General features: G+C 72.8%; 12 protein-coding genes and 2 pseudogenes. 10 read left to right on the top strand and 4 right to left on the bottom strand.

Translation table 11 applies throughout. From position 1 onward, the window contains the following. Positions 1-319 (top strand): annotated as a pseudogene (locus ACWGIU_RS10375) (hypothetical protein); the annotation flags it as partial. A gap of 60 nt (positions 320-379) precedes the next feature. Next, positions 380-1,015: an alpha-ketoglutarate-dependent dioxygenase AlkB gene (locus ACWGIU_RS10370; RefSeq protein ID WP_453704287.1), complete on the top strand. Its 636-nt coding sequence runs from the start codon at positions 380-382 to the stop codon at positions 1,013-1,015. 104 nt (positions 1,016-1,119) lie between these two features. Here the strand turns inward: ACWGIU_RS10370 and ACWGIU_RS10365 are convergent, their stop codons facing one another. Both ACWGIU_RS10365 and ACWGIU_RS10360 read right to left on the bottom strand, forming a co-directional pair. Next, complete coding sequence (locus tag ACWGIU_RS10365) at positions 1,120-1,416, bottom strand: YkvA family protein (RefSeq protein ID WP_453704285.1); 297 nt, start codon at positions 1,414-1,416, stop codon at positions 1,120-1,122. A gap of 7 nt (positions 1,417-1,423) precedes the next feature. Next, positions 1,424-1,936 (bottom strand): MarR family winged helix-turn-helix transcriptional regulator, encoded by a 513-nt coding sequence (locus ACWGIU_RS10360; protein WP_453704283.1) that lies wholly within the window; start codon positions 1,934-1,936, stop codon positions 1,424-1,426. Between the two features lie 118 nt (positions 1,937-2,054). On the opposite strand from ACWGIU_RS10360, the gene ACWGIU_RS10355 reads away from it, so the two are divergent. From ACWGIU_RS10355 to ACWGIU_RS10345, 3 genes are all read left to right on the top strand, one after another. Continuing rightward, the gene (locus tag ACWGIU_RS10355; protein WP_453704281.1) at positions 2,055-2,618 is read left to right on the top strand and encodes a DoxX family membrane protein; all 564 of its coding nucleotides are present in this window, start codon (positions 2,055-2,057) and stop codon (positions 2,616-2,618) included. A gap of 204 nt (positions 2,619-2,822) precedes the next feature. Then, entirely contained in the window at positions 2,823-5,378 is a 2,556-nt protein-coding gene (locus tag ACWGIU_RS10350; RefSeq protein WP_453704279.1) for a discoidin domain-containing protein, read from the top strand. 105 nt (positions 5,379-5,483) lie between these two features. Next, positions 5,484-7,268: a glycoside hydrolase family 15 protein gene (locus ACWGIU_RS10345; RefSeq protein ID WP_453704277.1), complete on the top strand. Its 1,785-nt coding sequence runs from the start codon at positions 5,484-5,486 to the stop codon at positions 7,266-7,268. A gap of 13 nt (positions 7,269-7,281) precedes the next feature. Here the strand turns inward: ACWGIU_RS10345 and ACWGIU_RS10340 are convergent, their stop codons facing one another. Beyond that, positions 7,282-9,489, bottom strand: coding sequence for a SpoIIE family protein phosphatase (locus ACWGIU_RS10340; RefSeq protein ID WP_453704289.1), 2,208 nt, complete (start codon positions 9,487-9,489; stop codon positions 7,282-7,284). Between the two features lie 186 nt (positions 9,490-9,675). Between ACWGIU_RS10340 and ACWGIU_RS10335 the strand changes: the two genes are divergently transcribed. Then, positions 9,676-10,413: a class I SAM-dependent methyltransferase gene (locus ACWGIU_RS10335; protein ID WP_453704275.1), complete on the top strand. Its 738-nt coding sequence runs from the start codon at positions 9,676-9,678 to the stop codon at positions 10,411-10,413. A gap of 47 nt (positions 10,414-10,460) precedes the next feature. Here ACWGIU_RS10335 and ACWGIU_RS10330 read toward each other — a convergent pair whose 3' ends face one another. Further along, entirely contained in the window at positions 10,461-11,369 is a 909-nt protein-coding gene (locus tag ACWGIU_RS10330; RefSeq protein WP_453704273.1) for an alpha/beta hydrolase fold domain-containing protein, read from the bottom strand. Between the two features lie 210 nt (positions 11,370-11,579). Between ACWGIU_RS10330 and tdh the strand changes: the two genes are divergently transcribed. From tdh to ACWGIU_RS10310, 4 genes and pseudogenes are all read left to right on the top strand, one after another. Further along, on the top strand, positions 11,580-12,608 hold the full coding sequence (gene tdh, locus ACWGIU_RS10325; RefSeq protein WP_453704271.1) for an L-threonine 3-dehydrogenase: 1,029 nt from the start codon (positions 11,580-11,582) through the stop codon (positions 12,606-12,608). 130 nt (positions 12,609-12,738) lie between these two features. Continuing rightward, positions 12,739-13,947 carry a glycine C-acetyltransferase gene (locus ACWGIU_RS10320; RefSeq protein ID WP_453704269.1) on the top strand — a complete coding sequence of 403 codons (1,209 nt, stop codon included), beginning with the start codon at positions 12,739-12,741 and terminating at the stop codon, positions 13,945-13,947. 47 nt (positions 13,948-13,994) lie between these two features. Continuing rightward, complete coding sequence (locus ACWGIU_RS10315) at positions 13,995-14,909, top strand: LysR substrate-binding domain-containing protein (RefSeq protein WP_453704267.1); 915 nt, start codon at positions 13,995-13,997, stop codon at positions 14,907-14,909. Between the two features lie 120 nt (positions 14,910-15,029). Beyond that, a pseudogene (locus tag ACWGIU_RS10310) lies at positions 15,030-15,300 on the top strand (S41 family peptidase); the annotation flags it as partial.

Raw genomic sequence — 15,300 nt, 5'->3', positions numbered from 1 at the left:
GCTGTTCGCCGTCCACCCGCCCGTCCTGGTCGCGGCCGGCGCGGTGTTCCTCGCGGGGGTCGGGTTCGCGGCCACCCTGCCCCTCCAGGAGCGGCTCCTCGAACAGACCCCCGACGCCATCCGCGGCCAGGTCCAGGGCGTCGAGTCGGCCGGCCGGATGACCTGGCAGGGCATCGGCGCCCTGATCGCCGGAGGGCTGGCCCAGTACCTCGCCCCGGGCACCGCGATCGCCGTCGTCGCCGGGGTCTCGGTCGTGGTCACCCTGCTGTGCCGACCGGCGCGCCGTTCCGGCCCGCACCGGCCGCCACCCGCGGGCTGACGGGAAGGGGCACACCGTTTTATTCGTGCGTGTGTTCGGTTCACGGGTTAGGCTGAGGTCATGCACGCAGTCCACGGCCTTCAGGGTTCCCTCTTCGACCAGGGCGACGAGATCCGGCTCGGCCCTCTCGGCGGCATGCGGCGCACCGAGCTCGGCGCCGGCGCCTGGGTCGACCACCTGCCCGGCTGGCTGAGCGGCGCCGACGCGCTCTTCGATCGGCTGGCCGCCGACGTGCCGTGGCATGCCGAGCGCCGGCAGATGTACGAGCGGGAGGTGGAGGTGCCCCGGCTGCTCGCCTTCTACGCCGCGGACGAGCCCCTGCCCCACACCTCGCTCACGGCCGCCCGTGAGGCGCTGACCCGCCACTACGCCGCCGAGCTCGGCGAGCCCTTCACCACCGCCGGCCTGTGCCTGTACCGCGACGGCCGCGACAGCGTGGCCTGGCACGGGGACCGGACCGGCCGTTCGTCGACCGAGGACACGATGGTGGCCATCGTCTCCGTCGGCGACCCGCGCGATCTCGCGTTCCGGCCCCGCGGCGGCGGGGCCACCCTGCTGCGGCTGCCCCTGGGACACGGCGACCTGGTCGTCATGGGAGGCTCCTGCCAGCGGACCATGGAGCACGCCGTACCCAAGTCGGCGCGGGCCGTCGGGCCCCGCATCAGCATCCAGTTCCGGCCCCGCGACGTCCGCTGACCTTCGATCCGGGCCGGGACGGCCGTGCGGGCGTGCCCGACTCGTTCGCGCCGACATCCGCGACGTGCGACGGCAGCTGAAGGCGCGGGGCCCGGAGTAGTGCCTCAGGCGGCGGTGCCGGGATCCTTCGTGGGGCGGGCGGCCCCGGCCGCCGCGTGCAGCGAGCGCAGCGCCAGCAGCAGGATCCCGACGTCGTCCAGGTACACCGGGTCCGGGATCAGGTCCACCGGCGAGAGGGTGTAGGCGACCGCGCCCCAGAACAGGGCCTTGTCGCGCAGCGGGATCCCCGCGTCGACCAGCAGCCGCCGGGCCGCGAAGACCCGTACGAGCAGTACGGCCGCGGCGATCGCGAGGCCCACCGCGACGACCGTCCCCAGGGCGAGCCACACCTTTCCGTCCATGGCGGCCCTATACCCCGATATCGGGCCGCGGTACCCCGGCGGCGGCCGGATCCGTTCCGGCGCCTTCTCCGCGCAGCCGGCGGCCGACCTCGCCCAGCCCGTCGGCGAGCGCGTCGAGCTGCCCGGGGGTGAGGACGTCGACGAGGATCTCCCGGACCGCCGCCACGTGCCCGGGGGCGGCCTCCTCCAGCTTGGCGCTGCCGGCGTCGGTCAGGACGGCGAAGACGCCGCGCACGTCGGAGGGGCAGCTGCGGCGGCGGACCAGACCGGCCTTCTCCATCTGGGTGACCTGATAGGTCAGCCCGCTCTTGGAGTTGATCAGGCCGTTGGCGAGCTCGGTCATCCGCAGCTCGCGCCCGGGCGCGGCGGCGAGTCGTACGAGGATCTCGTACTGGGGATGCGAGAGCCCGGCGTCGTCCTTGAGCTGTTGGTCCAGCCGGCGGTTCACCAGGGCCGATGCGGCGAGGAAACCGCTCCAGGCGCGCATCTCTCGCTCGTCCAGCCATCTCGGTTCAGCCATGGACCCAGCCTACACGGGTTGTTCCAATTTGAATCAGTGGTTAGGGTCGGGGCTAGCGGTTCGAATTTGAACAACTTCCCTGCCTCCCACCGGGCCGCCCGACCGGAAGGACCCCCCGATGACCAGCCCCTCCGTCACCGCGACGAAGCCGCAGGCCGCAGCACCGGCCGCACGCCTCACGCTCTCCGCCCGCTCCACCGCGGGCCACGACACCGGCCTGCTCCTCCTGCGCCTGGCTCTCGGTCTGACCATGGCGGCGCACGGCTCGCAGAAGCTCTTCGGTTGGTTCGGGGGTGGCGGCATCAGCGGTACCGGTCGGTTCTTCACCGCTGCCGGCTACCCGGGGGGTGACGCGATGGCGGTCCTCGCCGGCCTCACCGAGACCCTCGGCGGGCTCGGCCTCGCCCTCGGGCTGCTCACTCCGCTCGCCGGAGCCGCCATCGTCGGCACCCTGATCAACGCCATCGCCGTCCATGGCGCCGGCGCCTTCTTCGCCCCGAAGGGCGTCGAGTACGAGCTGCTGCTGACCGCCGGCGCCGCGGCCCTCGCCCTCACCGGCCCCGGACGGTACGCCGTCGACCGCTTCGTGCCCTTCCTGCGCAGCCACCGCCCCGCCTACGGTGCCCTCGCCGTCGCCCTCGGCGTGGTCCTCGCCGTCGTACTGCTCCTCGTGCGCGACTGAGGTCGTCTCCGCAGAGTCCCGTCTGCCCCGGGCGGCCGGCGCCACTGTGCGGACACGACCTCCTGCTGATCGCAGGGCGGCACGGAAGCCGACGTATTCCCACCGGCCATGCGGATTTGCGCCAACTCTCTTTGACTTCAGGTGACTTGCTGTTGTGCTCACCTATGTTCTACGGGGCACATCAGTTCGCCCCAGGAGGTCAGATTGCAGTCCAGGCGCTTCCTCGCCCTTTTCCGCGCGATACGCCGGTCCCACCTGCTCATCGCTCTCGGCCTCGGCTCGCTGCTGATCGGTCTGACCCCGTTGTTCATGGTCACGAGCACGGCAGCGGCCGGCCGCGCCCCGGCACCACGTCCCGCGCCCGTGCCCTTCGACCAGCAGACGGCGAAACAGTCGCCGCACCACGGCATCGTCCCCGCGAACGCGATGGAGCCGACGGCTCCGATCCTCGACCGGGCCGGATGGACGGCCACGGCGAGCGACGAGGAGACGGTCGGCGAGAACGGCCGCGCGGCCAACGTCCTCGACGGGAACGCCGCCACCCTCTGGCACAGCAAGTACGTGCCCACCCCGACCCCGCTGCCGCACAGCATCACCGTCGACATGCACCGCACCGCGGTCGTCTCCGCCCTCGTCTACCGCCCCCGCACCGACGGGCCCAACGGGCGGGTCGGTGAGTACGGCATCAGCCTGAGCACCGACGGACTGAGCTGGGCGACCCCGGTCGCCACCGGCACGCTCGCGGACGACGTCAGCCCCAAGACCCTCGGATTCGCCCCGCAGGGCGCCCGGTTCGTCCGGCTGACCGCGCTGAGCGAGGCGGGCGGCCGCGGACCCTGGTCCTCCGCCGCCGAGATCGACCTGCTGGGCGACCCCGGCACCCCCGCGGCCACCATCGACCTGTCCCGCGCCGGATGGACGGCCACGGCGAGCGACGAGGAGACGGTCGGCGAGAACGGCCGCGCGGCCAACGTCCTGGACGGCAAGGACGACACCCTCTGGCACAGCAAGTACGTGCCCACCCCGACCCCGCTGCCGCACAGCATCACCATCGACATGCACCGCACGGCCGTCGTCTCCGCCCTCGTCTACCATCCCCGCTCCACGGGGCCCAACGGGCGCGTGGGCGCGTACTCCGTCGCCACCAGCACCGACGGCGTCACCTTCGGCACACCGGTGGCCACGGGCACTTGGCGCGACGACGACACCGTCAAGACCGCCACCTTCACCCGCACCGCGTCGGCCCGCTTCATCCGGCTGACCGCGACCAGCGAGGCCGGCGGCCGCGGACCGTGGACCTCCGCGGGGGAGATCCGCCTGAGCGGACCGTCCAGCCCGGCCGTCCACGGCTCCTGGGGCCGGATCACCGGCTTCCCGCTGGTGCCGGTGGCCACCGCCGCCCTGCCCGGCGACAAGCTGCTGGCCTGGTCCGCGTACGCCGTCGACCGGTTCGGCGGCAACAACGGCTACACGCAGACCGCGATCCTGGACCTGAAGACGGGCAAGGTCACTCAGCGGCGCATCGACAACACCGGACACGACATGTTCTGCCCCGGCATCGCCATGCTCGCCGACGGCCGGGTACTGGTCACCGGCGGCAGCAACGCGGAGAAGGCGAGCATCTACGACCCGGCCACCGACAGCTGGTCCGCCACCACGAGCATGAACATCGCCCGGGGCTACCAGTCCATGACCCTGCTCTCCACCGGCGAGGCCTTCGTCATGGGCGGATCCTGGAGCGGATCCACGGGAACCGACAAGGCCGGTGAGGTCTGGTCCCCGGGCACCCGGACCTGGCGCAGCCTCCCCGGAGTGCCCGCCGCCACGGCGCTGACGGCCGACCCGGCCGGACCCTACCGCGCCGACAACCACATGTGGCTGCACGCCACTTCGGGCGGCAAGGTGCTGCAGCTGGGCCCGAGCAAGCAGATGAACTGGATATCCACCGGCGGGCAGGGCGGCATCACTTCCGCCGGCACCCGGGCCGACAGCCAGGACGCCATGACCGGCAACGCCGTCGCCTACGACATCGGCAAACTGCTCACCCTGGGCGGCTCGCCCGCCTACCAGGACACCCCCGCCACCCGGCGCGCCTACACCGTGGGCATCTCGGGCAGTCAGGTCCAGGCCGCCCGCACCGGTGACATGGAGCATGCCCGCGCCTTCAGCAACAGCGTGGTCCTGCCCGACGGCAAGGTGGCCGTCTTCGGCGGTCAGGCCTATCCAGTGCCGTTCAGTGACGCCACCTCCGTCATGACCCCCGAACTGTGGGACCCGGCGACCGGCACCTTCACCCCCCTCGCCACCATGGGCGTTCCGCGCAACTACCACAGCGTGGCCAACCTGCTGCCCGACGGACGGATCTTCTCCGGCGGCGGCGGTCTGTGCGGCGACTGCGCGACCAACCACGCCGACGGGGCGATCTTCACGCCGCCGTACCTGCTCAACGCGGACGGAACCCCGAAGCCGCGTCCCGCCATCACCGCGGGCGTGCCCCCCAGGGCGGCTCCCGGCGCCTCGCTCACGGTGAGCACCCAGGGCCCGGTGGCATCGTTCGTCCTGATGCGGGCCGCCGCCGCGACCCATTCCACCGACAACGACCAGCGCCGGGTCCCCGTGGTATCCACCGCGGCGGGAGGCGGCACCTACCACGTGTCCGTACCCGCCGACACCGGTGTGGTCCTGCCGGGGACCTACATGCTCTTCGCCCTCGACGCCCAGGGCGTACCGAGCATCGGCCAGTTCGTCACGATCTCCTGACCACTGACCACTGACCACTCATGACTGACCGCTGATCCCGATCCCATGAGCGGTGTCCGGGGCCTGAGCTGATTGGCCCCGGACATTCAGGGGAATAGCGCACAAATGACACAGCCCATCGAAGACTACGCACTCATCGGCGACCTGATGACCAGCGCACTCGTCGGCCGCGACGGGTCCATCGACTGGCTGTGCCTGCCGCGCTTCGACTCGGCGGCCTGCTTCGCCAAGCTCCTCGGCGAGGAGGAGAACGGCCACTGGCGCATCGCGCCCCTCGACGCCGCCACCGGTGAACCCTGCGCCCGCCGCGCCTACATCGACGGCTCACTGATCCTGGAATCGTACTGGGAGACCGAAACCGGGACCGTCAAGGTCACGGACTTCATGCCCCAGCGCGAGGTCGCCCCCGACGTCATCCGCATCGTCGAGGGCATCAGCGGCACGGTCCGGATGCGCAGCACCCTGCGCCTGCGCTTCGACTACGGCCACGTCGTGCCCTGGGTACGCCGCAGCGACGGCGACCGGATCGCCGTCGCCGGACCCGACTCCGCCTGGTTCCGCAGCGACCCGCCGGTCCGCACCTGGGGGGAGGCGAACAGCACCTGCTCCCAGTTTCCGGTCACCGCGGGCCGCCGCGTCGCCTTCGTCCTCACCTGGCACCCCTCGCACCGGCCGCGCCCCGAGCCCTGCGACCCCTTCGACGCACTGGACCAGAGCCTCGCCGACTGGCGGGAATGGACCTCGCAATGCCGCTACGAGGGCCCGTACCAGGAGGCGGTCACCCGCTCCCTGATCACCCTCAAGGCCCTCACCTACGCCCCGACCGGCGGTATCGCCGCCGCGGCCACCACATCCCTCCCCGAGGAGCTCGGCGGCGTCCGCAACTGGGACTACCGCTACTGCTGGCTCCGGGACTCCACCCTCACCCTCGGCTCGCTCCTGTCCACCGGCTTCCTCGACGAGGCCCGTGCCTGGCGCGAATGGCTGCTGCGCGCGGTCGCGGGCGACCCCGCCGACCTCCAGATCATGTACGGCATCGGGGGCGAGCGGCGGATCCCCGAGAGCGAACTGCCCTGGCTGCGCGGTTACGCCTCCTCCGCCCCGGTCCGAGTCGGGAACGCCGCCGTCGACCAGCTTCAGCTGGACGTGTACGGGGAGGTCATCGACTCCCTCTACCTCGCCCGGTCGGCCGGGCTGCCCGCCGAACGTCACGCCTGGCGGATCCAGCTCGCGCTGCTGGACTTCCTCGAACGCAACTGGCACCGGCCCGACGAGGGCCTGTGGGAGGTACGCGGCCCCCGCCGCCACTTCGTGCACTCCAAGGTGATGGCGTGGGTCGCGGCCGACCGGGCCGTACGCACCCTGGAGAGCGACCCCTCCCTGGACGGAGACGTGGAACGCTGGCGGGCCATGCGCGACGAGGTGCACCGCGACGTGTGCGAGAGGGGCTACGACCCCGTGCGCGGCACCTTCACCCAGTACTACGGCTCCGCGGAGCTCGACGCGGCGACCCTGCTCATCCCCAGGGTCGGATTCCTGCCGCCCGACGACCCACGGGTCATCGGCACGGTCGACGCGGTGCGCGCCGAGCTCGGCAGCAGCGGACTGGTCCGCCGCTACAGCACCGCGGACACCACGGTCGACGGACTGCCGGGTGACGAAGGAGCCTTTCTGGCCTGCTCGTTCTGGCTCACCGACGCCCTGCACATGACGGGCCGGCGGGAGGAGGCCCGCGCTCTGTTCGAGCGGCTGCTGGCCGTACGCAACGACGTCGGCCTGCTCGCGGAGGAGTACGACCCGCTCGCCGGACGCCAACTCGGCAATTTTCCCCAGGCGTTCAGTCACGTCGGCCTGGTGAACACCGCGCTCACCCTGGCGAGCCCGGACTGAACCGCACGACGCCTTACGCGTCCCCGCCGGTACGGGAGGCCAGCAGCAGGGCGATGTCGTCCGGCCGGTCGGCGCTGCTGCCCGCCTCACTGATCAGCCGGTCGGCGGTCTCGGTCAGCGGGGACGGCCGAGCCGCCTCCAGGGCCGTCCGCAGCCGCTCCACCCCGACGTCGATGTCGAGCCCCGGCTTCTCCACCAGCCCGTCCGTGTACAGGGCGAGGACCGAGCCCGTCGTCAGCCGCAGCTCCGTGACCGGGTACGAGGCCTCCGGATCGATGCCGAGCACCACCCCGCCCGCCAGGTCCAACACCTCGGTCCGGCCGTCCGGGTGGCGCAGCAGCGGCTGGGGGTGCCCGGCCCGGGCCGCCTTGACGGCGCCCGACGCCGGGTCGAGCAACATGTAGCAGCAGCTCGCGAACTGGCCCGGATCCAGGTCGATGAGCAGCTGGTTGGTGCCGCTCACCACCCGCTCCGGGGTGCTCCCGCTGAGCGCGAAGGCCCGTACCGCGCTGCGCAGCTGGCCCATGGTCGCCGCGGCCGCCACGCCATGGCCCTGGACGTCCCCGATGACCAGGGCCAGCAGGCCGGCGCCCGTCTCGACGACGTCGTACCAGTCGCCGCCGACGTCCATGCCCAGGGTGCCGGGCAGGTAGCGGCCGACGGTGTCCACGTGCTCGCGCACCGGCAGCCGGTGCGGCAGCAGGGCCGATTGCAGACCGCGGGCGAGCGCCACCTCGCTGTCGTAGCGCCGGGCCCGCGCGAGCGCCTGCGCGATCAGACCGGCCAGCGCCGTCAGCACCGTACGCTCCTCCGGGCTGAAGCCGCGGGGGGAGTCGAAGCCGAGGATGCACGAGCCGACGGGACGGCCCGAGGCGATCAGCGGCAGGAAGGCGCGGGCGCCGACATCGGCGTCCAGCGGAATGCCCGGATACGCGGCGGCCAGGTGCTGCATCGACTCGAAGAACATCGGCCGGCCCGTGGTCAGCGTCTCCACGCCCGGCAGCCGGACATCGAGGGAAACCCCGTCGAACCGGTTGAGGAAGCCCTGCGGGAAACCGGTCTCCCAGGCCAGGTACAGATGCCGCTCGTCCAGCAGGTAGATCGCCAGCTGGCGGCCGCCGAAGGCCGGCAGCAGCTCCTCGGTGACCACCGCCGACACCTGCCGGGCCGTGACCGCCTCCGTCAGCGCGATGGCGAGGGCCACCGGCCGGTACAGGGCCGAGGCGTCTTCGGCGGATACGCCCAGGTCCGCGTACCCGTCGGCGTTCCCGCCCACGTCGGCGTCGGCGTCGGCGTCCGGGGCCTGCCGGGCCCGTGACTCCGGCGCGTAGGCCGGTCTCGCGGAGATACCCAGCGTCAGGGTCACGCCGTCGGCCGCGGGATACAGGTCCACCGACAGCCACTGCCCGGGCGCGTGCCGGCCGCGCCGCGCGGGAAAGTGCACCCGCTCGCCGGACATGAAGCCGGCCCGGAAGTGGTCCTCGTAGGCGGGGTGCCCGAGCCACGGCAGCGCCTCCCACAGCAGCCGCCCCCGCAGATGCGGCCCGTCGAGTCCGAGCAGCTTCTCCGCCGCGGTGTTCACGTAGCCGATCCGGCCTTCCCGGTCCAGGGAGAGCACCGCTTGCGTGAGCCGGTCCGCGGCCCTGCGGGCACCCTCGGGCCCGGCCTCGGGCGGTGGCGCCGGCACGCCCATCGGGTCGCCTTCCCACAGCACCCGCCCCCCGGCCGCCGCGAGGGCGGCGAGGTCGGCGGCCAGCTGCTCCGCGGCCCGTCGCAGCCGTTCGCGGTCCTCGGTCCCGACCGGGATCCCCGGGGTCGCCTCGCGCAGCACCACCAGCACACCGAACCGCTCCGTCCCTTCGGTCACCGGCTCGTACAGCGAGGCGAAGGGGAACGGCAGCCCGGCCATCAGCTGCGGGAAGCGGCTCATCGCCGACTCCGCGTCGGGCAGGAGCACGGCCTGCCCTGAGCGGTAGGCCTCGGCGACCGGGTACGGGCGGTTCACCTGCATCCGCCACCAGGGCCGGAACAGCTGCAGCGGCAGCCCCGTGAACACGGCCAGCAGCAGCAGGCCGGTGGTGGGCGAACGCAGGTAGATCCCGCCCGCGTACCCACCGACGGCATCCAGCGCACGCATGACGGCCCGCACGAGCACCTGGGCCGTCGCATCGGGGGCACCGGTGGTATCAGGCGCGGCGCCGACGCCGTCCGCTCTGGCCATCACACAGCCAGGATGCGCCCTCGGCGGCGGCCCCTGCATCCCGGCCGGTCGCGGGCGTGCCCCGGCGATAGGCCGACCGCTTCCCTCGTCCGGGGGACGCACGGGTGTGCGGGCCACCCCTGGGACGACACCGCGGGGCACGATACCCAGGCGTCCCACCCCCGGCAGGCCCCCGGAAGGCAGAGCATGCGGTTCCAGTACGACACCATCGGCGAGCGCTACGCGGAGTCCACGAGCACGGCGGCCTTCTCCGCGGCCGACACCTACACCCTGCACGGAGCCCTCGACGCCCTCGGCGGGGTGCGCGGGCTCGACGCCCTCGACCTGGCCTGCGGATACGGATACAACACCCGGCTGCTGGCCCGCGGCGGGGCCCGGCGGACCGTCGGCGTCGACGTCTCGGAGGAGATGATCCGGCGGGCCCGTGAGCACGAGGCGACCAAGAACCGGCCGGACGTCGAGTACCACGTCGCCGACGCCGCCGGCCTGCCCCATCTCGGCCCCTTCGACCTCGCGACCGCCGCGTACGTCTTCAGCTACGCGCCCGACCGCAGATCCCTGCACGCGATGTTCCGGTCCGTCCGCGCCAACCTGCGCGCGGGCGGGCGGCTGCTGGCCATCGTCCCCAACGCGGGGGCGTTCCCGCGCGTGGACTGGTCGCCGTACGGTGTGCGCATCCTCGACCGGGTCCCGGACGGCGACGCGCCGCTGCTCAAGGCACATTTCCTGACCGAGCCGCCGGTGCCCTTCGAATTCCGCGAGTGGGCGCACGCCGACCTGGCCGAGGCCGCCGTCGAGGCGGGTTTCGTCACCGTCGGCTGGCAGCCGAACCGGACCCCGCCCGCCGATGCCGAACGCGACGAGTCGTACTGGACGGCCTACCGCGCATGGCCGATCAGCTCACTGATGACCTGTACGGCGTAGGGGCTGCCAGTCACGGCCGTCACCGATCCGCCGCCACCGCCGTGCCCTCAGAGCTCCGCCGTCGACCTGATCAGCCCGACGATCCGCTCGCGCGCCGCGCGCCCCTCCGGGACGGGCAGCAGCGGGTACCCGTGCGGCAGCCCGGCCGCCTCGTGGAACTCCACCTCGGCCCCCTCCGCGCGGGCCCGGCGCAGCAGCTCCCGGCTGTCCGTGGTCAGCACGTCCCGGGTCCCGGTGAACACCGTCATCGGCGCCAGCCCGGCGAAGCCCCCGTGCAGCGGGCTCACCCGGGGATCTTCCGCGGTCAGGGTCCCGGCGTACAACCGGCCGGCCTCCAGCAGCCCCGGGCGGGCCAGCAGCGGATCGGCCGCCTCGATGGCCGCCTGGTCCGGATGGCTCATGGTCACGTCCAGCCAGGGCGAGATCAGCACGATCCGGGACGGCTGGTCCCCGGTCCGGTCGCGCAGCCGCTGCGCGGCCGCCAGCGCCAGCCCGGCCCCGGCCGAGTCCCCGATCAGCACCGTCCCGCCGGAGCCGCCGCTCGCGATCAGCCCGCTCAGCAGGTCGGCGGCGACCGGGACGGTGCGGTCGGCGGTACCGCGCGGAGCGAGGATGTACGCCGGTACGACGACCCGCGCCCGCGCCTGCGTGACCAGGGTCCGGATCAGCGCCCAGTGCGGGCGGACCAGCTCGTCGATGTAGCCGCCGCCGTGCACGTAGAGCACATGGGCCGCGGGCTCCGCCCCGAGCGGGGAAACGTCGTACACCGGCCAGGCGCCGACGAAGGTCCGCGAGATGTCGGCGACCCGCCCCAGCCGACGCGGCGGCAGATGGGAGGCGGGCCGGCGGGCGGACTCCGCCACCCTGCTCCGGACGGCCTCCGCGCTCGCGTACCGTCTTCGCCGTCCCGCCGCGGTCAGCGCCGCCGACAGCGCCCTGCTGCGCAGACTCGGCACGCCCCTCACCTCCCCTTTTCCCCGCGCCGTTCCCGGCGCGAGCCCCTTCCCCGTCACGGGAGGAGCATAGGCGTGAAGCTGTGCTGTCGACCCGCTTAAGAAAGTCTCGATGGACTGATCACCGCGCCGATCGGCAGATTGGTGCACGTCACCGCCGCCGTCCGGGCCGATCGCCCGCGGCGTACCCTTCCGCATGCCTGGAGCCACCCCATGAAGGCACTCGTCAAGCACAAGGCAGAACCCGGCCTGTGGCTCATGGACGTCCCCGAGCCCGAGTACGGCCCCGGCGACGTGCTGATCAAGGTGCTGCGCACCGGCATCTGCGGAACCGACCTCCACATCCGCGCCTGGGACGGCTGGGCCCAGGGCGCGGTCAAGACCCCCCTCGTCCTCGGCCACGAGTTCGTCGGTGAGGTCGCCGCGCTCGGCGCGGACGTCCGGGACATCGAGATCGGCGCGCTGGTCAGCGGCGAGGGCCACCTGGTGTGCGGCAGGTGCCGCAACTGCCTGGCCGGCCGCCGCCACCTGTGCCGCAGCACGATCGGCCTCGGGGTCGGCCGCGACGGCGCCTTCGCCGAGTACGTGGTGCTGCCGGCCCAGAACGTGTGGGTGCACCGCACCGCCGTGGACCTGGACGTCGCCGCGATCTTCGACCCCTTCGGCAACGCCGTGCACACGGCGCTGTCCTTCCCGCTGGTCGGCGAGGACGTACTGATCACCGGCGCCGGACCGATCGGGATCATGGCGGCGGCCGTGGCCAGGCACGCCGGCGCGCGCAACGTGGTCATCACCGACGTCAGCCCCGAACGCCTGGAGATCGCCCGCAAGGCGGGCGCCACCCTCGCGGTCAACGTCGCCGAGTCCTCGATCGCCGAGGCGCAGACCAGGCTCGGGCTGCGCGAGGGCTTCGACATCGGCCTGGAGATGTCCGGCCGCGCCGAGGCCATGCGCGACATGATCGACAACATGACGCACGGCGGCCGGATCGCCATGCTGGGCCTGCCCGCCCAGGAGTTCCCGGTGGACTGGGCGAAGGTGGTCACCTCGATGATCACGATCAAGGGCATCTACGGCCGTGAGATGTTCGAGACCTGGTACGCGATGACCGTGCTGCTGGAGGGCGGGCTCGACCTCAGCCCGGTCATCACCGGCCGCTACTCGCACCGCGACTTCCAGGCCGCCTTCGACGAGGCGTCGACCGCGCGCAGCGGCAAGATCATCCTTGACTGGACGGCGTGACCGGCCGCCCACCGGCCGCCCCACCCACCGAACCATCCCATCTCCCTCGGGCCGGGCCCCGCACACCCTCCCCCTCCGCGGGGCCCGGCCCCGCTCTCGTCGCCCTCCGCCGCACAAGGAGAACCGCACCATGTTCGAGTCCGTCCGCGAGGACCTGCGCTCCACTCTCGACGAGATCCGCGCCGCCGGCCTGCACAAGCCCGAGCGGGTGATCGGCACCCCGCAGAACGCGGCCGTCGCCGTCACCTCGGGCGGCGCCGCCGGCGAGGTGCTCAACTTCTGCGCCAACAACTACCTGGGGCTGGCCGACCACCCCGAGGTCGTCGCCGCCGCGAAGGACGCGCTGGACCGCTGGGGCTACGGAATGGCCTCCGTCCGCTTCATCTGCGGCACCCAGGAGGTGCACAAGGAGCTGGAGGCGCGGCTCTCGGCCTTCCTCGGCCAGGAGGACACGATCCTCTACTCCTCCTGCTTCGACGCCAACGGCGGAGTTTTCGAGACCCTCCTCGGCGCTGAGGACGCGGTCATCTCCGACGCCCTCAACCACGCCTCGATCATCGACGGCATCCGCCTCTCCAAGGCCCGCCGCTTCCGCTACGCCAACCGCGACCTGGCCGAGCTCGAAGCCCGCCTGAAGGAAGCCACCGAGGGCGGCGCCCGCCGCAAGCTGATCGTCACCGACGGCGTCTTCTCCATGGACGGCTACGTCGCCCCGCTCGCGGAGATCTGCGACCTGGCCGACCGCTACGACGCCATGGTCATGGTCGACGACTCGCACGCCGTCGGCTTCGTCGGCCCCGGCGGCCGCGGCACCCCCGAGCTGCACGGCGTCATGGACCGCGTCGACATCATCACCGGCACCCTCGGCAAGGCCCTCGGCGGCGCCTCCGGCGGCTATGTCGCGGCTCGCGCCGAGATCGTGGAGCTGCTGCGCCAGCGCTCGCGCCCGTACCTCTTCTCCAACTCCCTCGCCCCGGTCATCGCGGCAGCCTCCCTCAAGGTCCTGGACCTGCTGGAGTCCGCCGGTGACCTGCGCGAACACCTCGCCGCGAACACCGCGCTCTTCCGCACGAAGATGACCGAGGCCGGCTTCGAGGTCCTGCCCGGCGACCACGCCATCGCCCCCGTCATGATCGGCGACGCGGCAGAGGCGGCGAGGATGGCGGAGCTGCTCCTGGAACGCGGCGTCTACGTGATCGGCTTCTCCTACCCGGTGGTGCCGATGGGCGCGGCGCGCATCCGCGTCCAGCTCTCCGCGGCCCACTCGACGGCCGACGTGGAGCGGGCGGTGGACGCCTTCATCGACGCCCGCGCCGCCCTCGGGACCGCCGGGGCCTGAGGGAACGAGAGGTCTGAGGGGTCTGTGCACCCTGAGACAATGGTGGGGTGATCGACCCCCGCCGGCTGCGCATCCTGCGGGCCGTGGCGGACCACCGTACGGTGACCGCCGCGGCCGCAGCCCTGTACCTCACCCCTTCGGCCGTCTCCCAGCAGCTCGCGGCGCTGGAACAGGAGACGGGCCACGCGCTGCTCACCCGCAGTGGGCGCGGCGTACGGCTCACCGCGGCCGGTGAGATCCTGCTCGGCCACGCCCACGAGGTGCTCGCGCAGCTGGAGCGGGCGGAGGCCGAACTCGCCGCGTACGCGGGAGGTTCGGCGGGCGAGGTCACCGTCGCCGCCTTCGCGACGGGCATCGCGGAAGTACTGGCCCCGGCCATCGCCCGGCTCGCACTGGAACGGCCGGGCATCCGGCTGCGGGTCCGGGACGCCGAGGGCGACCAGAGCCTGCCGCTGCTGCTGGACGGCGAGGCGGACCTCGCGCTGGCCGTCGAGTACCGGGGCGGTCCGGGTGCCGACGACGCACGGCTTTCCGTCCTCCCGCTGTACGCGGAACCCTTCGACGCGGTCCTGCCGTCGGGGCATCCGCTGGCCGACCTGCCCGCGGTGTCGCTGGCCGAGCTCTCCGACTCGGACTGGGTGGGCCAGTACCCCGGCAACCCCTGCCACGACGTGACGCTGCTCGCCTGCGAACTGGCCGGATTCCAGCCGCGGTTCGTGCACTCCTCGGACGACTTCCGCGCGGTGACGGCGCTGGTGGGGGCGGGGGCCGGAGTGGCCCTCGTACCGCGCTCGGCCCTGCGCGGCATGGACCTCAAGGAGGTCCAGGTCCGCCCGGTCACGGGCCCGGCGGCGACCCGCCGCGTCTTCGCGGCGACCCGCCGCGGCGGCGAGACCCACCCGCTGATCGCACCCGTCCTGGCGGCCCTGGTCCGCGCGTCGGAGCGGCTCCCGGCGCACTGAGCGGGCGGGTCACGCCTGGCCGTACGGGTGAACCGGCGTACCGGGCCCTGGGGGAGTGCGGCGGACCGGCCGATGACTGGGGGTGAGCCGTAGGAGCCGTACCCCGATCACGGAGGCATCATGGGTCGATCCACTGCCGAAACCGCCCCCGAGTACCTCAGTCTCACCGCCGAACCGGTGCGTGAGCACCTGGCCGCCGCCACCCAGCTCGAAACGTTCCTCACGGGTGCGGGCACCCTCACCCTGGACCAGCGGATGCTCCTCGTCGACCAGGCGCTGGTGCTGCTGGAGCAGAACTACGTACACCTGCCCCTGAAGATCTCGATGCACGCCGTCAACCCCGTACAGCGGCTGCGCCTCATCCGCCGGCAGCTGGAGCAGCAGACGGCGG

It is taken from the genome of Streptomyces sp. NPDC054840 (assembly GCF_053611065.1).
Note: the sequence above shows the minus strand (reverse complement) of the source record. Positions and strands in the feature narration are given on the sequence as shown.